Annotated in this window: 21 protein-coding genes and 1 tRNA gene; 14 read left to right on the top strand and 8 right to left on the bottom strand. The window is 64.3% G+C overall.

Going from position 1 to position 24,988, the window contains the following annotated elements:
• Positions 1-188: 188 nt before the first annotated feature.
• Positions 189-1,817 (bottom strand): MFS transporter, encoded by a 1,629-nt coding sequence (locus tag AU381_RS10905; RefSeq protein WP_064241713.1) that lies wholly within the window; start codon positions 1,815-1,817, stop codon positions 189-191.
• Positions 1,818-2,064: 247 nt separating this feature from the next.
• Between AU381_RS10905 and rimP the strand changes: the two genes are divergently transcribed.
• The 10 genes from rimP (at position 2,065) to AU381_RS10855 (ending at position 15,486) form a co-directional block, all read left to right on the top strand.
• Positions 2,065-2,682 (top strand): ribosome maturation factor RimP, encoded by a 618-nt coding sequence (rimP, locus tag AU381_RS10900; RefSeq protein ID WP_064241712.1) that lies wholly within the window; start codon positions 2,065-2,067, stop codon positions 2,680-2,682.
• Positions 2,683-2,728: 46 nt separating this feature from the next.
• A complete protein-coding gene (gene nusA, locus AU381_RS10895; RefSeq protein ID WP_064241711.1) occupies positions 2,729-4,339 on the top strand; it encodes a transcription termination factor NusA in 1,611 nt (536 codons plus the stop codon).
• 6 nt (positions 4,340-4,345) lie between these two features.
• Positions 4,346-5,047: an RNA-binding protein gene (locus AU381_RS10890; protein ID WP_064241710.1), complete on the top strand. Its 702-nt coding sequence runs from the start codon at positions 4,346-4,348 to the stop codon at positions 5,045-5,047.
• Between the two features lie 105 nt (positions 5,048-5,152).
• Positions 5,153-7,825, top strand: a complete 2,673-nt coding sequence (gene infB, locus AU381_RS10885) for a translation initiation factor IF-2 (protein ID WP_064241709.1) — start codon at positions 5,153-5,155, stop codon at positions 7,823-7,825.
• Positions 7,826-8,102: 277 nt separating this feature from the next.
• Positions 8,103-8,510: a 30S ribosome-binding factor RbfA gene (rbfA, locus tag AU381_RS10880; RefSeq protein ID WP_064241708.1), complete on the top strand. Its 408-nt coding sequence runs from the start codon at positions 8,103-8,105 to the stop codon at positions 8,508-8,510.
• Between the two features lie 8 nt (positions 8,511-8,518).
• Positions 8,519-9,454 carry a tRNA pseudouridine(55) synthase TruB gene (gene truB / locus AU381_RS10875; RefSeq protein WP_064241707.1) on the top strand — a complete coding sequence of 312 codons (936 nt, stop codon included), beginning with the start codon at positions 8,519-8,521 and terminating at the stop codon, positions 9,452-9,454.
• 127 nt (positions 9,455-9,581) lie between these two features.
• Positions 9,582-11,294 carry a sensor histidine kinase gene (locus tag AU381_RS10870; protein ID WP_064241706.1) on the top strand — a complete coding sequence of 571 codons (1,713 nt, stop codon included), beginning with the start codon at positions 9,582-9,584 and terminating at the stop codon, positions 11,292-11,294.
• A gap of 183 nt (positions 11,295-11,477) precedes the next feature.
• On the top strand, positions 11,478-11,747 hold the full coding sequence (rpsO, locus tag AU381_RS10865; protein ID WP_037377744.1) for a 30S ribosomal protein S15: 270 nt from the start codon (positions 11,478-11,480) through the stop codon (positions 11,745-11,747).
• Between the two features lie 350 nt (positions 11,748-12,097).
• Positions 12,098-14,260, top strand: coding sequence for a polyribonucleotide nucleotidyltransferase (gene pnp, locus AU381_RS10860; RefSeq protein ID WP_064241705.1), 2,163 nt, complete (start codon positions 12,098-12,100; stop codon positions 14,258-14,260).
• A gap of 209 nt (positions 14,261-14,469) precedes the next feature.
• Positions 14,470-15,486, top strand: coding sequence for a class I SAM-dependent methyltransferase (locus AU381_RS10855; protein WP_064241704.1), 1,017 nt, complete (start codon positions 14,470-14,472; stop codon positions 15,484-15,486).
• A 114-nt stretch (positions 15,487-15,600) separates the two neighbouring features.
• Here AU381_RS10855 and fabI read toward each other — a convergent pair whose 3' ends face one another.
• Genes fabI through fabA form a run of 3 tightly spaced genes read right to left on the bottom strand, consistent with a single transcriptional unit; the run spans position 15,601 to position 18,198 of the window.
• Positions 15,601-16,407 (bottom strand): enoyl-ACP reductase FabI, encoded by an 807-nt coding sequence (gene fabI / locus AU381_RS10850; protein ID WP_064241703.1) that lies wholly within the window; start codon positions 16,405-16,407, stop codon positions 15,601-15,603.
• A gap of 4 nt (positions 16,408-16,411) precedes the next feature.
• Positions 16,412-17,632: a beta-ketoacyl-ACP synthase I gene (gene fabB / locus AU381_RS10845; protein WP_064241702.1), complete on the bottom strand. Its 1,221-nt coding sequence runs from the start codon at positions 17,630-17,632 to the stop codon at positions 16,412-16,414.
• Positions 17,633-17,682: 50 nt separating this feature from the next.
• On the bottom strand, positions 17,683-18,198 hold the full coding sequence (gene fabA, locus AU381_RS10840) for a 3-hydroxyacyl-[acyl-carrier-protein] dehydratase FabA (RefSeq protein WP_064241701.1): 516 nt from the start codon (positions 18,196-18,198) through the stop codon (positions 17,683-17,685).
• Positions 18,199-18,576: 378 nt separating this feature from the next.
• Between fabA and irrA the strand changes: the two genes are divergently transcribed.
• Positions 18,577-18,999, top strand: a complete 423-nt coding sequence (gene irrA / locus AU381_RS10835; RefSeq protein ID WP_064241700.1) for an iron response transcriptional regulator IrrA — start codon at positions 18,577-18,579, stop codon at positions 18,997-18,999.
• A gap of 3 nt (positions 19,000-19,002) precedes the next feature.
• On the opposite strand, the gene AU381_RS10830 is transcribed toward irrA, so the two are convergent.
• From AU381_RS10830 to AU381_RS10815, 4 genes are all read right to left on the bottom strand, one after another.
• Complete coding sequence (locus tag AU381_RS10830) at positions 19,003-19,638, bottom strand: trimeric intracellular cation channel family protein (protein WP_064241699.1); 636 nt, start codon at positions 19,636-19,638, stop codon at positions 19,003-19,005.
• 373 nt (positions 19,639-20,011) lie between these two features.
• On the bottom strand, positions 20,012-20,806 hold the full coding sequence (locus AU381_RS10825) for a YdcF family protein (protein WP_064241698.1): 795 nt from the start codon (positions 20,804-20,806) through the stop codon (positions 20,012-20,014).
• Between the two features lie 116 nt (positions 20,807-20,922).
• A tRNA-Ala gene (locus tag AU381_RS10820) sits at positions 20,923-20,998 on the bottom strand.
• Between the two features lie 197 nt (positions 20,999-21,195).
• Entirely contained in the window at positions 21,196-21,585 is a 390-nt protein-coding gene (locus AU381_RS10815; RefSeq protein ID WP_064241697.1) for a TIGR02300 family protein, read from the bottom strand.
• Between the two features lie 295 nt (positions 21,586-21,880).
• Here AU381_RS10815 and aroA point away from each other — a divergent pair, with 295 nt between their 5' ends.
• From aroA to cmk, 3 genes are all read left to right on the top strand, one after another.
• On the top strand, positions 21,881-23,227 hold the full coding sequence (gene aroA, locus AU381_RS10810; protein WP_064241696.1) for a 3-phosphoshikimate 1-carboxyvinyltransferase: 1,347 nt from the start codon (positions 21,881-21,883) through the stop codon (positions 23,225-23,227).
• Between the two features lie 62 nt (positions 23,228-23,289).
• Positions 23,290-23,973: a hypothetical protein gene (locus AU381_RS10805; protein ID WP_244520040.1), complete on the top strand. Its 684-nt coding sequence runs from the start codon at positions 23,290-23,292 to the stop codon at positions 23,971-23,973.
• Between the two features lie 138 nt (positions 23,974-24,111).
• Positions 24,112-24,747: a (d)CMP kinase gene (cmk, locus tag AU381_RS10800; RefSeq protein ID WP_064241695.1), complete on the top strand. Its 636-nt coding sequence runs from the start codon at positions 24,112-24,114 to the stop codon at positions 24,745-24,747.
• Positions 24,748-24,988 lie beyond the last annotated feature (241 nt).

Below are 24,988 nucleotides of genomic sequence, written 5' to 3'. Positions count from 1 at the left end.
GCCCCTCATCCGCCTGCCGGCACCTTCTCCCCGCAGGCGGGGCGAAGGGACGATGCCGCGCCCGCCCGCTCGCCATTCTCGGCCCCTGGTGAGTGACGGGAGAGCGGCAGGCTCCAGTCCCCTCTCCCCGTCAAAACGGGGAGAGGGCTAGGGTGAGGGGCAAGCAACAAGCGCCACCCGCGCCTCCCTCAATGCATCTCCGCCGGCTGCTTGTAGCGCTCGTAATGCCCTGGAACGATCGTCTGGCGCTCGATCAGCCGGTGGACGCGCGGCGGCTCGGCGCCGCGGTGCAGTGCCGTCAGCTTGTCGCCGACGGCCGCGTCGGCCTGGGTGCGCCGCTGGTTGTGGCGGACATATTCGACCCAGGTCGGCACGTGGTAGGTCTCCGTCCAGATGATCGGGTTTTCGAGGTCGCGCATCAGCGCCCAATGGCCGGCCCCGTCTCGGATGCGGATGCGGCGGCGCTCTGCCATGGTCGTCAGGAATTCGGGGATGTCCGTCTCGTCGATCTCGTAGTCGATCATCACGACGATCGGACCGCTGCGGGGCTTCAGGTCGAGGGCGAGCAGCGGTTCGTTGAAGCGGTTGAGCGGGTCGAGGTTGAGCGACGTGAACTCCGGCAGCGCGAATCGCAGGCCGATGGCGATGCCGGCCAGCATGAGAAGACAGGAGCCGATCAGCGCATTCGAGGCGCCGTACTCTTCGGCTGCGACGCCCCAGAGCCAGCTGCCGCCGGCAATTCCGCCGAAGGTGGTGGTCTGGTAGAGCGAGAGCGCCCGGCCGACCACCCATCGCGGCGTCGACAGCTGCACCGTGGTGTTGAACAGCGACAGCGCCAGCACCCATGAAGCGCCGGAGACGGTGAGAGCGAGCGAGGTCAGCCAGGCTTCAGTGCTGAGCGCAGTGACGATCGCGCTTGCGGCGAAGCCTGCGAAGGCGAGCCGCACGATGGCTTCGCTCGACAGGCGCTCTCTGAGACGGGCGCTGAGCAGCGCGCCGCCGATTGCGCCGAGGCCGAAGGCGCCGAGCATGATGCCGTAGGTGAGCGGCCCGCCGTTGACGAGGTCGCGGGCGACGAGCGGCAGCAGCGCGAGGATCGCGCTTGCCGAAAGGCCGAAGGCGAAGCCGCGCAGGAGCACCTTGCCGATGTTGGGCGACATCGCCACATAGCGAAGCCCGGCCGAAACCGCCCGGCCGAGCCTTTCGCGCGGCAACGCGCTTTGGGGGAGGCTCGGCCTCCAGCGGAAAATCGCGAACAGGATCGCGAAATAGCTGAGCGCGTTGACCGCGAAGGCGGCGGCCGCTCCGGCGGCGGCGACGATCGCGCCGCCGATCGCCGGGCCGACGCTGCGGGTGATGTTGAAGCCCATGCTGTTCAGCGCGACGGCCGCCGGCAGGTCGTTGCGCGGCACCATGTCGCCGACCGAAGCCTGCCAGGACGGGTTGTTGAGCGCCGTGCCGCAGCCGATCAGGAAGGTGAACAGAAGCAACAGCCACGGTGTGACGAGCCCGAAATAGGCAAAGGCGGTCAAGAGTGCCGAAACGACAAGCATGAAGGCCTGCGCGACGAGCATGATGCGCCGCCGGTCGAAATTGTCGGCGAGCGCGCCGGAGACCAGCGAGAAGAGCATGATCGGCAGCGAGGTCGAGGCCTGCACCAGCGCCACCATGTTGACCGACTGCGAGATCGACGTCATCAGCCAGGCGGCACCCACCGCCTGGATCAGTCCGCCGAAATTGGATGCGAGGCTGGCGATCCAGATGATCCGGAAAGTGTCGTGCCGGAAGGGGGCCAGCGGCGATATGCGGTTCGTCACCTCGTGTCTCTCTCCTTGCCCGTGTGCTCTTGTGAGTTTCGTTTATAAACCTCGAAATGCGGCACGCCAGCCGCTTAAACTTGCCTTTGGAGAGGCTTTATATCCTTTGCCGCCTCGGACTGCCGCAAGCCTTGCAATTTCCGGCGACGAAGCGTATATGAGCCTCAAATTCTTGATCGGTAGATGAAGAGTGGGCCCGACAGGACCCGCTCTTTTTTATTAGCCGGTCCGATGAGGAGATGATCGTTTGTCCGATCCGACAACGGCTGAAACTGCAAATGAACCGCGGCTGATTACCGAAACCGGCCTCGACCGGCGCATTGCCGACATCATCGAGCCGGTGCTGGTGCAGATGGGTTTCCGCCTGGTGCGCGTGCGCATGTCCGGCCAGAACGGCCTGACGCTGCAGATCATGACCGAGCGCAACGACGGCACCATGACCGTCGAGGATTGCGAGGAAGTCTCCAAGGCCATCTCGCCGGTTCTCGATGTGGAAGATCCGATCGACAAGGCGTATCATCTCGAAGTATCGTCGCCGGGCATCGATCGCCCGATGGTGCGCAGGTCCGATTTCGTCCGCTGGCAGGGCCATCTGATGAAGTGCGAGACTTCGATCATGGTCGACGGGCGCAAGCGCTTCCGCGGCAAGATCGTGACGGTGGACGAGGAGGGTTTCCGCCTCGAGCGCGATCAGCCCGCCTATGGCGAAGAGGCCGTCGTTGCCATCCCGTTCACCGCCCTTTCGGAAGCACGGCTGATCCTGACCGACGACCTGATCCGCGACGCGCTGGCGGCCGACAAGAAGGCAAAGGCGGCGCGCGCCGCCAACCAGAATTTCGAAGACGAAGACAGTGATATCGAATGAGGCAGGGTGCGCTTGCGAGGCCCCTGTAACCAGACGGAGACAAGACATGGCAGTCAGTGCTAACCGGCTCGAGCTTCTGCAGATCGCGGACGCTGTGGCACGCGAAAAGGTGATCGACCGCGAGATCGTTCTGGCCGCGATGGCAGATGCGATCCAGAAGGCGGCCCGTTCGCGCTACGGTTCGGAAACGAACATCCGGGCGGACATCAATTCCAAGACCGGTGAAATCCGTCTGCAGCGCCTTCTCGAAGTCGTCGAGAAAGCCGAGGACTACTCGACGCAGATTCCGCTCGAACTCGCCCGCGACCGCAATCCGGACGCCAAGCTCGGCGATTTCATTGCCGATCCGCTGCCGCCGATGGACTTCGGCCGCATCGCCGCTCAATCCGCCAAGCAGGTGATCGTGCAGAAGGTTCGCGAGGCCGAGCGCGACCGCCAGTATGAGGAATTCAAGGACCGGGTCGGCGAGATCGTCAACGGCACCGTCAAGCGCGTCGAATACGGCAACGTCATCGTCGACCTCGGCCGTGGCGAAGGCATCATCCGCCGCGACGAGATGATCCCGCGCGAAAACATGCGCTATGGCGACCGCGTCCGTGCCTTCGTCTACGACGTCCGCCGCGAGCAGCGCGGCCCGCAGATCTTCCTGTCGCGCACCCATCCGCAGTTCATGGTCAAGCTCTTCACCATGGAGGTGCCGGAAATCTACGACGGCATCATCCAGATCAAGTCCGTCGCCCGTGACCCGGGCTCGCGCGCCAAGATCGCCGTCGTCTCGAACGATTCGTCGATCGACCCGGTCGGCGCCTGCGTCGGCATGCGCGGCTCGCGCGTCCAGGCGGTCGTCGGCGAGCTCCAGGGCGAGAAGATCGATATCATCCCGTGGTCGCCGGACCCGGCCTCCTTCATCGTCAACGCCCTGCAGCCGGCCGAAGTGACCAAGGTCGTTCTCGACGAGGACGCGGAGCGCATCGAGGTCGTCGTGCCGGACGAGCAGCTGTCGCTGGCGATCGGCCGCCGCGGCCAGAACGTGCGCCTCGCCTCGCAGCTCACCGGCTGGGACATCGACATCCTGACCGAGCAGGAGGAGAGCGAGCGCCGCCAGAAGGAATTCAACGAGCGCACCCAGCTCTTCATGGAAGCGCTGGACGTCGACGAGATGGTCGGCCAGGTGCTCGCTTCCGAGGGCTTCGCCCAGGTCGAGGAGCTCGCCTATGTCGACCTCGACGAAATTTCCTCGATCGATGGCTTCGACGAGGAAACCGCGACGGAAATCCAGACGCGCGCCCGCGAATATCTCGATAAGATCGAGGCCGAAATGGACGCCAGGCGTAAGGAGCTCGGCGTCTCCGACGAGCTGCGCCAGATCGATGGGCTGACCAGCCAGATGCTGGTTGCGCTGGGCGAGGAAGGCATCAAGTCGATCGAGGACTTCGCCGGCTGCGCCGCCGACGACCTCGTCGGCTGGACCGAGCGCAAGGACGGCGAGACGAAGCGCTTCGAGGGTACCTTCTCGAAGTTGGAGGTCAGCCGTGAAGAGGCCGAAGCCATGATCGTCCAGGCGCGCCTGGCGGCCGGCTGGATCACCGAGGAAGACCTCGCCGCCGATCAGGACGAGCCGATCGAAGTTGCCGAAGGCTCGGAGCAGGATGCCTGATCCACGATGACAGCCGCCACCGAAATCCTGCCGTCGGAAGTCCTGCCGTCGGACAAGGGCCCGAAGGACCGGAGCGGCAGCAGCCGGACCTGCATCGTCACGCGCGAGAGCGGCCCCCCGGATGAGCTGATCCGCTTCGTGGCTGGACCCGACGGCCGCGTTGTTCCCGACCTGAAGCGGCAGCTTCCCGGACGCGGCTGCTGGGTTAAGGCGGAGCGGCGCTTCGTCGAGAAGGCGGTGGCGAAGAAGCTCTTCGCCCGCGCCCTTCGCACCGAGGTGAAGGCCGAGGCGGCGTTGGCCGACGAGGTCGACAGGCTGCTCGCCGAGCAGCTTGCCGGAATGATGAACATGGCGCGCAAGGCCGGCCAGTTCGTCTCCGGAGCCACGAAGACGGAACAGGCGGTGCGCGGGCTCGCGGCGCTTGGCGTTTTCCATGCGATCGACGCGGCCGCCGACGGCGTCCGCAAGATCGACCAGGCCCGCAAGGCGATGAGCTTCGTCGCCGAGGATGAAACGGAAATACCTGCGTTCCGCCCGTTTGCGGCGGCGGAAATGGAGGGGCTTTTGGGAAGTAATGCTTTTATCCATGCCGCAGCGCTTGCAGGGCAGGCGGGTGAGGGTGTAGTGAAGCGCGCAATCATGCTCGAAAAGTACCGAGGATCCGTCCCGGTCCGGGCCGAAGGCGGCGCTGATAAGCCACAGCAATGACACGCGTCACCGGCAGAGGCCGGCATCGCGAGCGCTGCTTGAGACAAATTGGAAGACGGGGTCAGGTGTTTCGCATCCGGCCCTGATCGCTAGGAACGGAACGGAATGACCGACAACAAAGACGACAAGACACTCAGCGTAGCGGGCAAGAAGACGCTGACCCTGAAGCCCTCCGGGGTGACGCAGGGAACCGTGCGCCAGGATATGGGCCGCGGTCGCACGAAGGCGGTCGTGGTCGAAACCAAGAAAAAGTTCGGCCTGGCGCGGCACAAGGACGAGCGGCCGATCACGCCGGTGACCGCCACGCCCGTGGCTCGGCCCGCCGAACCGCGCCCCGTTCAGCCGCATCCGGCCGGCCGCCCGGCTCCGCAGCCGCAACCGCATCAGCCGCGCGCCGAGCAGAACCGTCCGCGCGTCGGCGTCGTGCTGAACGACCTCTCTGCCGGCGAGATAGAAGCCCGCCGTCGGGCGCTTGCCGAAGCCCAGGTCCGCGACGCCGAGGAAGCAAAGCGTCGCGCCGAAGAGGAAGCGCGCCGCCGCGTCGAGGAAGAAGCGCGCATCGCGCGCGAGAAGGAAGAGGCCGTACGCCGCGCCGCCGAAGAGGCTGCTCGCCCAGCTGTCGTCGAAGCGGAGACCGTCGAAGAGACGGTCGAGGCAGCGCGTCCGGTTGTCGCCGAGCGCCGTGCCGAGGCGCGTCCGCAGGCCGCCCGTCCGGCGCCCGCCGCGCCGCAAGCGCCGGCGGCCCCTGCCGCGGCCCTGCGCGGCCGCCGCGCCGGTGTCGAGGAAGAGGATGAGCGTCCGCGCGGCGGAGCCGGGCCGGCCCGCGGCAAGGTCGCGCGTCCCGAGCCGGCAAAGCCTGCTCCCCGTGCCAAGGGCGATGAGGGCCGTCGCCAGGGCAAGCTGACGCTGACGGCTGCCGTCGACGAAGACGGCGGCCAGCGCGGCCGTTCGCTTTCGGCGATGCGCCGCCGCCAGGAGAAGTTCAGGCGCAGCCAGATGCAGGAAACGCGCGAGAAGATCTCGCGCGAAGTCGTCCTGCCGGAGACCATCACGATTCAGGAACTGTCGCAGCGCATGTCCGAGCGCGCCGTCGACGTCATCAAGTTCCTGATGAAGGAAGGCCAGATGATGAAGCCCGGCGATCTGATCGATGCGGACCTTGCAGAACTGATCGCCGGCGAATTCGGCCACACGGTCAAGCGCGTCTCCGAATCGGACGTCGAGGAAGGCATCTTCAACATCGCCGATACGGATGAGACCATGGTGCCGCGTCCGCCGATCGTCACGATCATGGGCCACGTCGACCACGGCAAGACATCGCTTCTCGATGCGATCCGGCATGCCAATGTGGTCGCCGGCGAAGCAGGCGGCATCACCCAGCACATCGGCGCCTACCAGGTCGAACAGAACGGCCAGAAGATCACCTTCATCGACACCCCCGGCCACGCCGCCTTCACGGCGATGCGTGCGCGCGGCGCCCAGGCGACGGACATTGCCGTCCTTGTCGTGGCGGCCGATGACAGCGTGATGCCGCAGACGATCGAATCGATCAACCACGCCAAGGCGGCCGGCGTGCCGATCATCGTGGCGATCAACAAGATCGACAAGCCGACGGCGAACCCGCAAAAGGTCCGCACCGAGCTCTTGCAGCACGAGGTCTTCGTCGAATCGATGGGCGGTGAAGTGCTCGACGTCGAGGTTTCGGCGAAGAACCAGACCAACCTCGACAAGCTGCTCGAGGCGATCCTGCTGCAGGCGGAAATTCTCGACCTCAAGGCCAATGCGAACCGGACGGCCGAGGGTACGGTGGTGGAAGCCGAGCTCGACCGCGGCCGCGGTGCGGTCGCCACCGTTCTCGTCCAGAAGGGCACGCTGACGCCCGGCCAGATCATCGTCGCGGGCGACCAGTGGGGCCGCGTGCGCGCGCTCGTCAACGACAAGGGCGAGCATGTGAAGGCTGCCGGGCCATCGACCCCGGTCGAGGTTCTCGGTCTCTCCGGCACGCCGGCGGCCGGCGACAAGTTCGCCGTCGTCGAGAACGAAAGCCGTGCGCGCGAGATCTCCGAATATCGCCAGCGGCTTGCCCGCGAGAAGATGGTTGCCCGTCAGTCCGGCTCGCGCGGTTCGCTCGAGCAGATGATGAGCCAGCTTCAGGCCTCCGGCCTGAAGGAGTTCCCGCTGGTCATCAAGGGCGACGTGCAGGGCTCGATCGAAGCGATCGCCGGTGCTCTCGACAAGCTCGGAACCGACGAGGTGCGGGCGCGCATCGTCCATTCTGGCGCGGGCGGCATCACCGAGTCGGATATCTCGCTCGCCGAAGCCTCGAACGCCGCGATCATCGGCTTCAATGTCCGCGCCAACAAGCAGGCACGCGACGCGGCCGAACGGTCCGGTATCGAGATCCGCTACTACAACATCATCTACGATCTGGTGGATGACGTGAAGGCGGCGATGTCCGGCCTGCTTTCGCCCGAGCGGCGCGAAACCTTCCTCGGCAATGCCGAGATCCTGGAGGTGTTCAACATCACCAAGGTCGGCAAGGTCGCGGGCTGCCGCGTCACCGAGGGCAAGGTCGAGCGCGGCGTCGGCGTGCGCCTGGTGCGCGACAACGTCGTCATCCACGAGGGCAAGCTCAAGACGCTCAAGCGCTTCAAGGACGAAGTCTCCGAGGTCCAGTCCGGCCAGGAATGCGGCATGGCCTTCGAGAACTACGAGGATATCCGCGCCGGCGACACGATCGAGTGCTTCCGCGTCGAACACATCACGCGGACGCTTTAAGTCGATCCGGCAACAGAGTGTGCGAGCGCCGGATCATCTCCGGCGCTCCTTTTTATTGCGGGGCGACACGAGGTGCCGGCGGTGTTCCGCCTGCATTCGTCCCGCCTCTACTGCATGTTTCCTTAAATCGGAGCCGGTTTAAGGATAAAACCATGCAGCATTTCAAAGGGCTACAGCGACCTTTGTGCGTCTCAAAGACGCACGGCGCTGTAGCGAACCGATCGCATCGCGATTGAAGTCGCTACGACCGCAACCGCCGTGATCCAGGATAGACACGATGACCAGATCCACATCCTCCGCTCCGTCCCAGCGCATGTTGCGCGTCGGCGAACAGGTGCGCGCCGCGATCACCCAGGTCCTGCAGCGCGGCGAAGTGCGCGATCCGCTGATCGAAAAGACAGTGGTTTCGATTTCCGAGGTGCGCATGTCCCCCGACCTGAAGATCGCCACCGCCTATGTGACGCCGCTCGGTGTCGCCGATCACGCGGCGGTCATCGAAGCGCTGAACAAGCATGCGAAATTCATTCGCGGCCGGCTCGGGCCGCAGCTCCGGCAGATGAAGTACATGCCCGACGTCCGCTTCAGGGACGACACCAGCTTCGACAACTACCAAAAGATCGATGCGCTGCTGCGCTCGCCGGAAGTCAGCCGCGACCTCGATCCCGACACCGACGACGAAGAATAGAAAGATCCATGTCCAAGCCGCGCAAACCCAAGGGCCGCCCGATTTCGGGCTGGCTGATCCTCGACAAGCCGCTCGATTTCGGCTCCACCGAGGCGGTGTCCAAGATCAAGTGGCTGTTCAAGGCGCAGAAGGCCGGCCATGCCGGCACGCTCGATCCGCTGGCCTCCGGCATGCTGCCGATTGCGCTCGGCGACGCCACGAAAACCGTTCCCTATGTGATGGATGGGCGGAAGATCTACGAGTTCACCGTCGCCTGGGGCGAGGAACGCTCGACCGACGACCTCGAAGGCGATGTCGTTCGCTCGTCTGCCGAGCGTCCGAGCGAAGAGGCGGTCCGTGCCCTGCTGCCGAAATATACCGGCGTGATCGCGCAGGTACCGCCGCAGTTCTCCGCAATCAAGATCGACGGCGAGCGCGCCTATGATCTTGCTCGCGATGGCGAGACCGTCGAGATCCCGGCGCGCGAGGTGGAGGTCTTCCGCTTGTCGCTCATCGGCTGCACGCCGCATCTCGCCCATTTGGAGATCGAATGCGGCAAGGGCACCTATGTCCGTTCGCTCGCCCGCGACATGGGCCGCGATCTCGGCTGTTTCGGCCATATCGCCTCGTTGCGCCGTACTTTCGTCGCCCCCTTCGGGGAAGAGGATCTGGTCCCGCTCGCCGATCTCGTCGCACTAGAGAAGATCGAAGACGAGGCGGAACGACTTGCCGCGCTCGACGATTATCTGATCGATACCGGCGAGGCGCTTTCGGATCTGCCGCATGTTGCGGTGAGCGACGATCAGGCGCATCGGTTGAGAATGGGCAATCCGGTCATCCTGCGTGGTCGGGACGCGCCGCTGCCGACCCCCGAGGCCTACGCAACCGCACGCGGCAAGCTCGTCGCGATCGGTGAAGTCGCCGAAGGTGAATTTCGACCGAAGCGTGTGTTCGCCAGCCATTGACCGGCAGCCGGCGCCGGCCAACAATTGCTCCGGTCTGTGCAAGCTGCGTAGGCGCAACGGAGCCAAGAAGCCCGGATCGGTGGTGGTCTGCCATCGCAGTCGGGTCAGGCGGCGAAAGGCGGTTCGGATGCTCAGGGCGCCAGAGAAAAGCGAGGGCGAGGTCCCGTCCGGCGGCCTGCAGGCCGTGGCAGCCTTCGTTCGCCAATATCTTCGCAGGCCGTTCAGCTTCTACCTGCTTTCGCTGCTGCTGATTGCGATCGTCCCCTCCTTCATCTTTTCCTTCGTCATCGTGAAGCGGAGCGTCGATGCGCAGGAGCAGGTCGTCACCTCGCTGCTCAAGGCCTCGACCGGGTCGGTGACCCGGATCGTCGAGCGCGAGGTCGAGGGTATGATGACAACGCTCAAGGTGCTGTCGACCTCCGGAGCCGTCGATCTTCGCAATCTGCGCGGCTTTTACGACCGCGCTTCGAGCGCACTGGCGGGCACTCATTCCAATCTGATCGTCGTCGATAGCGACCACAATTTGCGGATGAGCACCGGCGTCCCTTTCGGGACGCTGTTGGGGAGGGCATCCGACCCGGAACTCGACCTTGCCCTGAAGAGCAGCGGACCGCTCGTTTCGGGCACCTTCTTCGCCAACACCGCCAGGAGTTGGGTCTTCAACGTCTATCTGCCGATAAACGGGCCGGACGGAGATCGGTATCTGTTGGGCCTGACCCAGGACGCCGCTCGGATGGTCAAGGCGGTCAATCGGGACACGCTTTCACCGGGTTGGAATGCCGCACTGGTCGATGGCAAGGGCAAGGTGATCGCTTCCTCGGATCCCTCGGCCCGCTCGGGTGAAGCGTTCTTTCTGAGCAAGCTCCCTCAGATCAGCATCGGCGTCAGCGATATCAGGGAGCATGGCGTCGATTACCGCGTCGTCTCGGAATTCTCCGTAATCACCGGCTGGCGCATCGTTGCCTGGGCGCCGCGTGAGATCGTCGATGCGCCGCTCCTCTGGTCGTTTCTCTGGCTGTCGCTCGGGGGGATCATCTTCGCCAGCATCGCAATCGCCGGATCGTTGATCATCGCGCGGTTGCTGACGCAAGGCGTCAAGCTGCTGGCGCTCGACGCGCGGCGCCTCGGCGCCGGCGAAGTGATCGAGCCGCGCCGTTACGTCATCACCGAAGTCGAGGCCGTGTCGGCAGCACTTGCCCGCGCGGCGGCGGCACGAACCAGGGCGGAGGCGGAAATTCGCCTGCTGATGCGCGAAGTCGCGCATCGCTCGAAGAACCAGCTGACCGTCATCCAGTCGATGCTGGCCCAATCCGCCTGGTCGAGCGAGGACACGTCCGATTTCGTCGAGGCGTTCCGCAAGCGGCTCGCGGGTCTCGCCCGCTCGACCGATCTGATGATTGCCAATGCGGCGATCGGCGTGGACTTCCGCGAACTCGCCGAGGACCAGCTTCAGCCCTTTGCCCCCGACGATCCGGGGCGCATCGTGCTTGACGGGCCGCCCTTGCGGCTGGAGACGCAGATGGCGCAGACGCTCGGCATGGTGCTTCACGAACTCGCCACCAATGCGATCAAGCATGGCGCACTCGCCAATTCGAGCGGGGCGATCAGGCTCGAATGGTCTCTCTCCGAGGGAGCGATCGTCATCCGATGGCGCGAAAGCGGTGCGGATCTCGTCGAGCCGGCACAGGCACCCCGCAAGGGTTTCGGATCGGTGGTGATCGAGCGCATGCTCGGCATGGCGTTGCGCGCCGAACTCGAAAGAACCATGCATGCCGATGGTATCGAGTGGCGCATCCGCATCCCTCGGGGCGGCGAGGCCGGGGCGGCATGTAGCAGGTGACGTCGGCCGCCCGGGCGCGACGGGGGCCGATCGGCGGCCGGCTCTATCGCCCTTTCCTTTTGCGTCCGTTTCGGTTATAGGCACGCCAGCGAAAGGCACCGCCTCTTCGTGTGAACGGCCGCGGCTGGACGACATCCCGGCTGCCGGCGACCCTCAAATCCTGGAAAACGAAAGGATCATCCGATGTCGATCACTGCAGAGCGCAAGGCTCAGCTCATCAAGGAATTCGCAACCGTCGAAGGCGATACCGGTTCTCCGGAAGTCCAGGTTGCGCTCCTGACGGAACGGATCAACAATCTGACCGAACACTTCAAGGACCACAAGAAGGACAACCATTCCCGCCGTGGTCTTCTCGCGATGGTTTCCAGCCGTCGTTCGCTCCTCGACTATCTGAAGAAGAAAGACGAAGCGCGCTACAGCAAGCTGATCGGTGCCCTCGGCATCCGTCGCTAATCGACTGTCCGGCGGGTCGCTCGGCGATCCGCCGGTTTTTTATCTGGGCGTTGAGCGCCCGCTAACATTCTCCCTGGGCGCCGGAGGCGCTTAAGAGGGAGAGACGTCCAGCGAGCCGGATGGGCCGGTATCGCGGATCAACCGATGGCCCGTCATGGGGCAGGATTGCAGGATGCTTCGGCGCCTGCTCGCCGAAGCGCTTCCATGCGGGTGAGCGCGGCAAGGTGGCGAGCGGCCGGTTCTGTTTGAAGCCTCCCGTTGTCTTGCCCGTGATGCGCCACACCAAGCGGCACCGAGATCGCCTGCGCTGCAACAGCCGCGGACGGTCTCCCGCACACGAAGGACAGAACATGTTCGAGACCCACAAGGTAGAAATCGAATGGGCTGGGCGTACGCTCAAGCTCGAAACCGGCAAGATCGCCCGTCAGGCCGACGGCGCCGTTCTCGCCACCTATGGCGAAACCGTCGTGCTCGCCACGGTGGTTTCCGCCAAGGCACCGAAGCCCGGTCAGGACTTCTTCCCCCTGACCGTCAACTACCAGGAAAAGACCTATGCCGCCGGCAAGATCCCCGGCGGCTATTTCAAGCGTGAAGGCCGCCCGAGCGAAAACGAGACGCTCGTTTCTCGCCTGATCGACCGGCCGATCCGCCCGCTCTTCCCGGATGGTTACAAGAACGACACCCAGGTGATCGTCACGGTCATGCAGCATGACCTCGAAAACAATCCCGACGTGGTTTCCATGGTTGCGGCCTCCGCGGCGCTGACGCTTTCCGGCATCCCCTTCATGGGACCGATCGGCGGTGCCCGCGTCGGTTACATCAACGGCGAATACGTGCTGAACCCGCATCTCGACGAAATGGACGAATCCTCGCTGGATCTGGTCGTCGCCGGCACGCAGGAAGCCGTGCTGATGGTCGAGTCGGAAGCCAAGGAACTGCCGGAAGACGTCATGCTCGGCGCGGTCGTTTTCGGCCAGCAGGGCTTCCAGCCGGTGATCGACGCGATCATCAAGCTCGCCGAAGTCGCCGCCAAGGAGCCGCGCGAGTTCGACCCGGAAGATCACTCCGCCCTCGAAAACGCCATGCTGGCGATCGCCGAGGACGAACTGCGCAACGCCTACAAGATCACCGAGAAGGCCGCACGCTACGCCGCCGTCGACGCCGTCAAGGCGAAGGTCAAGGAACATTTCCTGCCGGAAGGCATCGAGAACCCTGCCCACACGGCAGAGGAAATCGCCTCCGTCTTCAAGCACCTGCAGGCCAAGATCGTTCGCTGGAACATCCTCGATACCCAGAGCCGCATCGACGGTCGCGACCTCGTCACGGTTCGCCCGATCGTCGCCGAAGTCGGCATCCTGCCGCGCACCCACGGCTCCTCGCTCTTTACCCGTGGTGAAACGCAGGCGATCGTCGTTGCCACGCTCGGTACCGGCGAAGACGAGCAGTATGTCGATTCCTTGACCGGCATGTACAAGGAAAACTTCATGCTGCACTACAACTTCCCGCCCTTCTCGGTCGGTGAGACGGGCCGCATGGGTTCTCCGGGCCGCCGCGAAATCGGCCATGGCAAGCTCGCCTGGCGCGCCATCCACCCGATGCTGCCGACGGCGGAGCAGTTCCCCTATACGCTGCGCGTCGTTTCGGAGATCACCGAATCGAACGGCTCCTCCTCGATGGCAACCGTCTGCGGCACCTCGCTGGCGTTGATGGATGCGGGCGTTCCGCTCGCCAAGCCGGTCGCAGGTATCGCCATGGGCCTGATCAAGGAAGGCGACCGCTTCGCCGTTCTCTCCGACATTCTCGGTGACGAAGATCATCTCGGCGACATGGACTTCAAGGTTGCAGGCACGGAAGCCGGCATCACCTCGCTGCAGATGGACATCAAGATCGAGGGCATCACCGAAGAGATCATGGGCGTCGCGCTCAACCAGGCGAAGGGCGGCCGCATGCACATCCTCGGCGAAATGGCCAAGGCCATTTCCGAGAGCCGCGGCCAGCTCGGCGAATTCGCGCCGCGCATCGAGGTGATGAACATTCCGGTCGACAAGATCCGCGAAGTCATCGGCTCCGGCGGCAAGGTCATCCGCGAGATCGTCGAAAAGACCGGCGCAAAGATCAACATCGAGGACGACGGCACCGTCAAGATCGCTTCCGCGTCGGGCAAGGAGATCGAAGCGGCCCGCAAATGGATCCACTCGATCGTCGCCGAGCCGGAAGTCGGCCAGATCTACGAGGGCACGGTCGTCAAGACCGCCGATTTCGGCGCCTTCGTCAATTTCTTCGGCGCCCGCGACGGCCTCGTCCACATCTCGCAGCTCGCCTCCGAGCGCGTCGCCAAGACGACCGACGTCGTCAAGGAAGGCGACAAGGTCTGGGTCAAGCTGATGGGCTTCGACGAGCGCGGCAAGGTTCGCCTCTCCATGAAGGTCGTCGACCAGGCGACTGGCAAGGAAGTCGTCGCCGAGAAGGGCGAAAAGTCCGAGAAAAAGGACGGCGGCGAAGCGGCCGAGTAAGGCCGTCACCCTCGCTTGCACTCGAAAATGCCCCTCCCCAACCCCTCCCCACAAGGGGGAGGGGCTTAGCCCGCGTCGCTGCCTCAGAACGCACAGAAGCATCCGCTCTTGCGGAACCGTTGATGGATGAACAAGGGGCGCGGCAAGGAACCCCTCCCCCTTGTGGGGAGGGGTTGGGGAGGGGTCTTTCCAAGACACGGAATCGCCCCATGAGCCGCGACGCGCTGAAAACCCTGTTCCACCCCTTCGAGACCGGCGTCATCGATCCGCCGGGGGAGGGCGAGCGCGTCCTGTTTCTGGGCGCTGAAGCGGGCTACAGGCTGCCGGAAGGCTTCGTGGCGCCGATTACCGCCGTGCAGCCCCTGCGGCCGCTCTATCGTGCCCTCGAGGCGATGCGGGCCGATGTGAGCCCCGTCGTTGCGGGCGAGGACTATGACATTGCCCTGGTGCTTTGCGGGAAACACAAGGGCGAGAACGAGGACCGCATCGCCGAGGCGCTGAAGCGGACGCGCGAGGGCGCCCTTGTCGTCGTTGCCGGCAGCAAGGAAGACGGCATCCAGTCGCTGAGGAAGCGCATCGCCAAATTCGAATGGGACGGCGACCATCTGCCGAAATACCATGGCGTCGCCTTCTGGTTCACACGGCCCGAGGATGTGGCCGATGCCATCCATCAGCTCGCCAAGGTACCGGTGCGGGTGGACGGCCTCTTCGAGGCGGCGCCAGGCATGTTCTCGCATGATCGCGTCGACGCCGGTTCGGAGCTTCTCGCCTCGCGCCTGCCGAAGGATTTCACCGGCCATGCAGCCGACTTCGGTGCCGGCTGGGGCTATCTCTCCGTGATGCTGGCGCAGGCATCACCCGGGCTCAAGGGCATAGATCTGTTCGAGGCCGATCATGATGCGCTGGAAGCGGCGCGCCGCAACATGAAGGCGAACGCACCCACGATGCCGGCTCGCTTCTATTGGCATGACCTGGCGAGCGAGGACACCCGCGACAAATACGACCTGATCGTGATGAATCCGCCCTTCCATGAAGGGCATGCCGCCGAGCCGGCGATTGGATCAGCGATCATCAAGGCGGCGCTGAAGGCGCTGAAGCAGGGCGGCAAGCTCATGCTCGTCGCCAATCGGGGCCTGCCCTACGAGCAGGTTCTGGCAGAGAACGCCAGGGAGTATGGCGAAACCTGCCGCAACGCGCGCTTCAAGGTGCTCTGGGCGAAGCGCTGACGAGGTTCGCACCTTCGCCCCTCAACCGGCCTGCCGGCCACCGGCTCCCCGCGCGCGGGGAAAGGGGACTTTGGGGCAAATCTTCAAACGTTTTGGTAACGGGCGGGTACCCGGTTACTCCACGTCGGCGACGCGCAACGTCTCGAGCGTCGGCATCGAGGTGATGTTGTAGCCGGAATCCACATAATGGATCTCGCCGGTGACGCCGCGGGAAAGGTCCGAAAGCAGGTAGAGCGCCGAGCTGCCGACGTCCTCGATGGTGACGGTGCGGCGCAGCGGCGAGTTCTTCTGCTGCCAGGAGAGCATGGCGCGGGCGTCGGAAATGCCGGCGCCGGCGAGCGTGCGGATCGGCCCGGCCGAGATGGCGTTGACGCGGATGCCGCGCGTGCCGTAGTCGGCCGCGAGATAGCGCACCGAGGCCTCCAGCGCCGCCTTGGCGACGCCCATGACGTTGTAGTTCGGCATGACCCGTACCGAGCCGCCATAGGTGAGCGTCAGCATCGTGCCGCCGTCGCTCATGAGGTCGGCGGCCCGCCTGGCGATCTCGGTGAAGGAGAAGCAGGAGATCACCATGGTGCGGCTGAAATTCTCCCGCGACGTGTCTGCGTAGAGCCCTTTCAGTTCGTTCTTGTCGGAGAAGCCGATGGCATGGACGATGAAGTCGAGCTTCCCCCAGCGTTCCTTGATCGCCGCAATGACGGCGTCGACGGAGGCGAGGTCCTCGACATCGCAGGGCAGCAGGAATTCGGAATTCAATTCGGCGGCGAGCGGCTTGACGCGTTTGCCGAGTGCTTCTCCCTGATAGGTGAAGGCAAGCTCGGCGCCTTGGCTCGCGAGCGCCTTGGCGATCCCCCAGGCAATAGAATGGTTGTTGGCCACACCCATGATGAGGCCGCGCTTTCCGTTCATCAGTCCGTTCATCTGGTTATCCGTTGTAGCGCTGGAAGACGAGCGTGGCGTTGGTGCCGCCGAAGCCGAAGGAGTTCGAGAGAACCGTGTCGATCCTGGCGTTGTCGATGCGCTTGCGGACGATCGGCACGCCTTCGAACTCGGGGTCGAGCGTGTCGATATGGGCGCTTTCACCGATGAAGCCGGCCTGCATCATCAAGAGGCCATAGATCGACTCCTGCACGCCGGCAGCACCCAGCGAATGCCCGGTCAGCGATTTGGTCGACTGGATATGCGGCATCTTCTCGCCGAAGACCTCGCGGATCGCGCCGATCTCCTTCTGGTCGCCGACCGGCGTCGAGGTTCCGTGGGTGTTGATGTAATCGACGTCGCCCTTCACCGTCGAAAGCGCCTGGCGCATGCAGCGGACCGCGCCCTCGCCGGAGGGGGCCACCATGTCGTAGCCGTCCGAAGTCGCGCCGTAGCCGACGATCTCGGCATAGATCTTGGCGCCGCGGGCCTTGGCGTGCTCCAGCTCCTCGAGGACGAGGACGCCGGCGCCGCCGGCAATCACGAAGCCGTCACGGTCGACGTCATAGGCGCGCGAGGCGGAGGAGGGCGTGTCGTTGAACTTGGAGGACATGGCGCCCATGGCGTCGAAGAGGTTCGACATGGTCCAGTCGAGGTCCTCGTGTCCGCCGGCGAACATCACGTCCTGCTTGCCCCACTGGATCATTTCCGCGGCATTGCCGATGCAGTGCGCCGAGGTCGAGCAGGCCGACGAGATCGAGTAGTTGACGCCGTGGATCTGAAACCAGGTGGCAAGCGTCGCGGAAGCCGTCGAGGACATCGCCTTCGGCACCGCGAAGGGTCCGATGCGCTTGGGGCTTACGTTCTTGCGGGTGATTTCGGCGGCCTCGACGATGGTGCGCGTCGAGGCGCCGCCGGAGCCCATGATGATGCCGGTGCGCTCGCTGGTGATCTCGGCGGCTTCGAGGCCGGCATCGGCGATCGCCTGCTTCATCGCCACGTGGTTCCAGGCGCCGGCCTGCGACAGGAAGCGCATGGCGCGCCGGTCGACGAGGTCGGTCGGGTCGAGTGTCGGCTGGCCCCAGACCTGGCACTTGAAGCCATGCTCGGCGAAGTCCGGGGAAAAGGTGATGCCCGATTTCGCTTCGCTGAGCGACGCGGTGACTTCGTCGGCATTGTTGCCGATTGAGGAAACGATGCCGAGGCCCGTTACAACAACCCGTCTCATGGTAGATGACCTTTTGTTAGTTGGAATCGTGCGGGGCGAGACCCCGCAGTTCAGTCGGCCTTTTCCTGGAAGAGGCCGACCCTGAGGTCGGTAGCCTTGTAGATCGTTTCGCCGTCGGCCTTCATCCAGCCGTCGGCGATGCCGAGAACCAGCCGGCCGCGCATCACCCGCTTGAAGTCGATGCCGTATTCGACCAGCTTCGTCTTCGGCGTCACCATGCCGGTGAACTTCACCTCGCCGGTCGAGAGGGCCCGGCCCTTGCCGGGCTCGCCGAGCCAGCCCAGGAAGAAGCCGGTCAGCTGCCACATGGCGTCGAGGCCGAGGCAGCCCGGCATCACCGGATCTCCCATGAAGTGGCAGGGGAAGAACCAGAGGTCCGGGGTGATGTCGAACTCGGCGCGCACATAGCCCTTATCGTGAGGGCCGCCGGTTTCCGAGATCTCGGTGATGCGGTTGAACATCAGCATCGGCGGCAGCGGCAGCTGCGCGTTGCCGGGGCCAAACATTTCGCCTCGGCCGCAGGTCAGGATTTCCTCATAGCTGAAGCTGGATTGCCTGGTGGTCATGAATGGTTGCTTCCCCGAGTGTCTCAAGTGTTCTCCGACCTGCTTTAGAGCAAGTTCGGCCTGAATTGAAGCGCGGCCCGCCCTGGGCGCTGCCGGTTGCAGTTTGGCACGTTCTTCCAAGTAGAGCGACATGCGGGCGGAAAAAGCGCCTTCGCATTTTTCCTCATGTCGCTCACTGTGGCGATCTCGTTCCGCCGTCGCTTACAATATGAATGTGGCGTCTGCCAGAGTTAAATACCAGCCTTCCCCCGCTTTAGGCGGATTTTCAGGCCTTTGCGGCCGCTTCCAGGACCGGAATCTATTGAAAGCCTCGGCGCCAGAAGTTATATCGCAAGCTGATACTCCATAAACTTGGCAGGAATATCGGAACGGCTGCGCATGACGAAAGCAACGGATATCTCTTCGCAGGAGAGGCTGCGCAATTCGGGACTGCGCCCGACGCGCCAGCGGATCGCGCTCGCCGATCTGATTTTCGCCAAGGGCGATCGCCACCTGACGGTCGAGGAATTGCATGAAGAGGCGGTCGAGGCCGGTGTGCCCGTATCGCTCGCGACCGTCTACAACACGCTGCACCAGTTCACCGAGGCCGGCATGATCCGCGTTCTCGCCGTCGAGAGCGCCAAGACCTATTTCGACACGAATGTCTCGGATCACCACCATTTCTTCATCGAGGGCCAGAACGAAGTCCTCGACATTCCGGTGAGCAATATCCGGATCGGCAATCTCCCCGAGCCGCCGGAAGGCATGGAGATCTCCCATGTCGACGTGGTGGTCCGGTTGCGCCGCAAGACGCAGCGCTGAGATCTACATAACTTCGTCCGGATCGCGACCGGGGCCGGCCTTGCCGGTCGGCAGCGTCCAGCCATATCGAAGTGCCCCGCCGCGCACCGCAAAGGCAGCAGCCACCCCGAGCGCCGAACTTGCGGCAAGCGGCAGGCCGACGAGCGTCGCCACCACGAAGGCGCCGGCCCCGACTAGTGCGGCGGTGACATAGATTTCCGGCCGGAGCAGCACCGAGGGTTCGCCGGCCAAGAGATCGCGAAGAATGCCGCCAAAGGTCGCCGTCAGCATGCCCGTGACCAGAGCAACGATCGGCGAACCGGTCGCCGCCAGCCCCTTCGCCGCGCCCATCACGCAATAGGCCGAAAGCCCGACCGCATCGAGCCAGACGAGCAGCCGGTAACGCGACTCGAAGCGGTGCGACGTCAGGAACACTATGAGCCCGGCGCAAGCGCAGACGATCAGATAGGCCGGGTTCATCACCCAGAAAACCGGCGTCGCGCCGAGGATCACGTCGCGCATCGTGCCGCCGCCGATGCCGGTGACGGAGGCGAGAAACAGGTAGCCGATGATGTCGAGCTGCTTGCGCGAGGCCGAAAGCGCGCCGGTCGCCGCAAACACCGCGACACCGGCATAGTCGAGGATTTCGAGGATCGGCATGGGTGCTCCGCTTGCGATGGCGCTGATCCGGGATCGACGCTATTCGCGATCATTACCGGAATGACGGGATTAAGTCAGCGGGCGGCAGGCTCGGTGGTCAAGGACATGCGCTGCAGCGCGCCGCGGTAGCCGCGCTTGCCCCTCATCCGGCCTGCCGGCCACCTTCTCCCCGCGAGCGGGGCGAAGGGGACTCGCGGCGCCCGCTCCAACCCCCTCTCGTCGCATGCGCGCAAGCTGGGAGAGGGACGGCAGTGACCGCAATCACTTCCCCCAAAACGCGGATAGAGCGCGCGACGGTGCCGCTTGCCCCCTTCGCCCCGCTTGCGGGGAGAAGGTGCCGGCAGGCGGATGAGGGGGATTCTCTTAATGCAGCCTATTCCGGTTCCGGCAGCAGCGTTTGCGTCCGGCCGAGCAGATAGTAGGCGAGAAGCCCGGTCCATTCCTTGGCGGCCGTCGTCGCCAGTTGCGCGTTGAGCGAGGGCTGGGTGAAATCGAAACCGAGCCGCACCCTGCCGCTCGTCCGGTAGTCCGCCGGCCAGGGAACGACCTCGATGCCGTTCGAGCGGAAGAGGCCGACCGCGCGGGGCATATGATAGGCCGAGGTGACCAGCGCGCAGCGTCCGAGCCCGTTCGCCGCGAGCAGCTCCCTGGTGTAGCGGGCGTTCTCGAAGGTCGTGCGCGAGTCTTCGTCGCGGATCACCCTGTCGGCGGCGATCCCGAACGCATCGAAGAAGCCTTGCGAGGCGCGCGCATCGCCCTCATAGGCGCCGCTGATCGAGCCGTCTCCGCCCGAAACGAGGATGCGTGCCGCCGGATAGGCCTCGGCGAGCCGCACCGTCTCGATGAAGCGATCCGCCGCCTGGTTGAACTCCATGCCGCCGCGGCTTGCTATCACCACATTCTCGAAGGCGCCGCCGAGCACGATGATGCAGGAGATCTCCGCCGGCGGTGGCGAGGGGCGGGAAAACCGGTCCTCGAGGATCTGCAGGAAATAGGGGCCGGTGGTGGTGAAGAGGCTGAGGAAAAGCACCACGAGGCCGAGTGAGGCGAAAACGCCGCCGCTGCGGCGGAAGCGGGCGAGCATGAGCAGCACGCCGACGAGGATGCTGAAAAACGCCAGGGACAGCGGCTGGGCGACGAGCCAAAAGATTTTCGAGACGAGGAACATGCGGATTTGCTCTTCGGCTCACTTGGTTAAGATTTTGTGAATTCCATCGTCAGTGGCATCTCGCGACGAGCAATCGCCGCCTTCGCCAATTGCATCTAACTGAGAGTGGAAGATTTTGGTGGAGCTAAGCGGGATCGAACCGCTGACCTCTTGCATGCCATGCAAGCGCTCTCCCAGCTGAGCTATAGCCCCATCAAGGGTCCGGCAGTGCCGGTTCCGGGAAACCGTCGGGCATTGTGCCCGGCGAGTGGCGGCTTATTACTTCTGCTTTCGGCAGATGGCAAGCCGAAAATTGAAGGCCGGGGCGATTTTATTTTCTCTTCCGGCCATCCGCCCGGCCGCCGTATCGTCTTGCGGCCGGAGCGGCTTTTATGCGTCTTTTGAAAGTCTTAGACGTCCTCGTCCTCGTCCGAGACGCCGATGAGGTCGCTCATGTCGTCATCATCGTCTTCGTCGTCGGCCTCGAGGAAGGTGTCGTCGTCGTCGCCGTCGATCTCGACGTCGTCATCGCCGAGATCCGGCAGGTCGTCGCCGCCCGCTGCCTCTTCGTCGGCATCCTCGAGCGAGACGAGTTCGACTTCGGTGTTCTCTGCATCGACTTCCGTGACGTCTTCCTCTTCCTCCTTCTCGAGCACCTTGGCGACGGAGCTCTCCTCGAAGAAGGACAGCGGATAGGACTTGCCCGTATAGGGGGAGACGATCGGATCACGGTTCAGATCGTAGAATTTGCGCCCCGTTTCCGGGTCGATGCGCTTTGTTCCAAGTTCCGGTTTTGCCACAGTCAAAGCCTCTTGAATGGCCGGCGAGCCGGCTCTTGCCGGAAAGCCGGCGGGTGGAAAGGTATCAAGCTTATGATGATTAGCCGGTCCCCATAATCGTCTTGGTGTCGTCTGTCAAAGGCAAACTTCCGCGGCAAACTTCGCGGCCGGGCAAGCCGCATTTTCTTCGTGGGGGAGGATGACCCCTTTTGCTCTTTATGTTAGGGAGCCGCAACACCGGCGGTTCCTCCTTCAACTCCCAAGCTGCGCTTGATCCCTGGACCGCCGCCGAGCCGGATTGTCAGAGGTAAACATCATGTCCCATGGCCTGAGCCCGCGGCCCGCCACCGCCAAGAAGTCTGCCGATCTCAAGGGCACGGTGCGCATTCCCGGCGACAAGTCGATCTCGCATCGCTCCTTCATGTTCGGCGGGCTTGCCTCGGGCGAGACGCGCATCACCGGCCTGCTCGAAGGCGAGGACGTGATCAATACCGGCAAGGCGATGCAGGCGATGGGCGCCAGGATCCGCAAGGAGGGCGGCACCTGGATCATCAACGGGGTCGGCAACGGCGCGCTGCTGGCGCCGCAAGCGCCGCTCGACTTCGGCAATGCCGGCACCGGCTGCCGGCTGACCATGGGGCTGGTCGGCGTCTATGATTTCGATTCCACCTTCATTGGTGACGCCTCGCTGACAAAGCGTCCGATGGGCCGCGTGCTCGATCCGCTGCGTGAGATGGGCGTCCAGGTGAAATCGGCCGAGGGTGACCGGCTGCCGGTGACGCTGCGCGGGCCACAGACGCCGAACCCGATCACCTATCGCGTGCCGATGGCGTCCGCCCAGGTCAAATCCGCCGTGCTGCTCGCCGGCCTCAACACGCCCGGCATCACCACCGTCATCGAGCCGGTGATGACCCGCGACCACACGGAAAAGATGCTGCAGGGTTTTGGCGCCAATCTGTCGGTCGAGACCGATACGCAAGGCGTGCGCACCATTCGCCTCGAAGGCCGCGGCAAGCTTACCGGCCAGGTAATCGACGTGCCGGGCGATCCGTCCTCCACCGCCTTCCCGCTGGTGGCGGCGCTGATCGTTCCGGGCTCGGACGTCACCATTCTCAACGTCTTGATGAACCCGACCCGCACCGGTCTCATCCTGACGCTGCAGGAAATGGGCGCCAACATCGAAGTCACGAACCAGCGGCTTGCCGGTGGCGAGGACGTCGCGGATCTGCGCGTGCGCTATTCGGAGCTGAAGGGCGTCACCGTACCGGAAGAGCGCGCCCCGTCGATGATCGACGAATATCCGGTGCTCGCCGTCGCCGCCGCCTTTGCCGAAGGCGCCACCGTGATGAACGGCCTCGACGAGTTGCGCGTCAAGGAATCCGACCGCCTCTCCGCCGTCGCCGATGGCCTGAAGCTCAACGGCGTCGACTGCGACGAGGGCGAAGCCTCGCTGGTCGTGCGCGGCCGCCCCGGCGGCAAGGGCCTCGGCAATGCTGCGGGCGGCCAGGTGAAGACCCATCTCGACCACCGCATCGCCATGAGCTTCCTCGTCATGGGGCTCGCCTCCGAACATCCGGTGACCGTCGACGACGCGACGATGATCGCGACAAGCTTCCCGGAATTCATGGACCTGATGACGGGGCTTGGCGCGAAGATCGAGTGACCAAGACAACGGGACACCGGTCGGGGTCGCGTGGAGCCGAATCCCTGCAAAGGCGAGGTGGTATGGGCCTAAGGGCGACGGTCGGATGGCTGCTTACGATGGCCGTCGTTGTGGTCCTCACGCTGTTGACGCAGATCGGCGGCCTGATCTGGCTTCTTTCGCTTTGCATTTCGCGCCTGTGGAGGGGACGGATCGGCGTTACCGCCTTTCTCCTGCTGTTTGCGAGCTTGTATGCGGCCGGCACCGCCCTGAGCCACGCCGTCGCTCCCGTCTTCGGCCGGGTCCCGCTTCCTTGCTTCGACGACGGTTCGTCCCGCCTTCGAATGCAAACTGCATTGTATTGCGTGCTGAACCGCCAATATGTGGTTCCGAAATTGAGAGAGGCGGCCTTCGCTTTGTCGCGGCATATGGACGAGGCGTTTCCGGGAACGACCAGCTTGGCGCTTGATGCGAACTTTCCCTTTTTCGACGGCTTTCCGCTGTTGCCGCATCTGTCGCATGCGGACGGTCGGAAGCTTGACGTGGCATTCTATTATCAGGATGCCGAGGGGCGTTTCCTCGACCGAGCGACGCGCTCTCCGGTCGGCTACTTTGCCTTCGAGCAGCCACGCGAAGATAGCGCCCTGCCATGCAAGGGTCGCAACGACCTGTTGACGTTTCGGTGGGGATGTCCTGCAAGCGCTCTGGCAGCCTTGGGCGCTCGAAGAAAAGCGAACCCGGGAGGCTCTTCGGTGGCTCTCCGATGAAGGCCGCGGCTTCGGCGTAGAGAAGATATTCGTGGAACCCCATCTGGCGCAGAGGCTTGGCGTCTCCGCGGAAAACATCAGGTTTCAGGGCTGCCGGGCAGCCCGGCACGACGATCATATTCACATGCAGGTTACAAAATGACACTTACCATCGCCATCGACGGGCCCGCAGCCGCCGGCAAGGGGACGCTTTCGCGCCGGATTGCCGAGGAATACGGCTTCCACCATCTCGACACGGGGCTCACCTACCGCGCCACCGCCAAGGCGCTTCTCGATGCCGGGCTGCCGCTCGACAATGAGGCGGTGGCCGAGAAGATGGCCCGCGAGGTCGAGCTTGCCGGGCTCGACCGCTCGGTGCTTTCGGCGCATGCGATCGGCGAGGCGGCGTCGAAGATTGCCGTGATGCCGGCAGTGCGCCGGGCGCTGGTCAATGCGCAGCGTGACTTTTCGCGGAAGAAACCGGGCACGGTGCTCGACGGGCGCGACATCGGCACCGTCGTCTGCCCGGACGCGGCGGTGAAGCTCTATGTAACGGCCTCGCCGGAGGTGCGGGCGAAGCGGCGCTATGACGAGATCATCGCCGGCGGCGGGGCGGCCGATTATGCGGCGATCTTCGAGGACGTGAAGCAACGCGACGAGCGCGACATGGGCCGCGCCGACAGCCCGCTGAAACCCGCCGAGGATGCGCACTTGCTCGACACGTCCGAAATGGGTATAGAGGCCGCATTCCAGGCGGCGAAGGTGCTGATCGACGCTGCCCTGAAGAAGATTTGAGGGAAGGTTTTTCGGCCCACGGCCGGATGTGTCTTCGAGCATGATCCCGAAAAGTGCGCAGCGGTTCTCGGAATGGATCATGCGAATTCAAAGAATGAAGAGCGTGATGACAATTCGCAGAATGGTCTTCACGCTCTGACAAAGCCTGAAATTCCGTCCATGCGCCGGATTGCCCTTGAAAAGGGCGGACTGGGTTCAGGCCTGTTCAACACCAGCCCCCGGCGCATATGCGTCTCCGGCA

This window comes from Sinorhizobium glycinis (assembly GCF_001651865.1).
Lineage (GTDB): Bacteria > Pseudomonadota > Alphaproteobacteria > Rhizobiales > Rhizobiaceae > Sinorhizobium > Sinorhizobium glycinis.
Note: the sequence above shows the minus strand (reverse complement) of the source record. Positions and strands in the feature narration are given on the sequence as shown.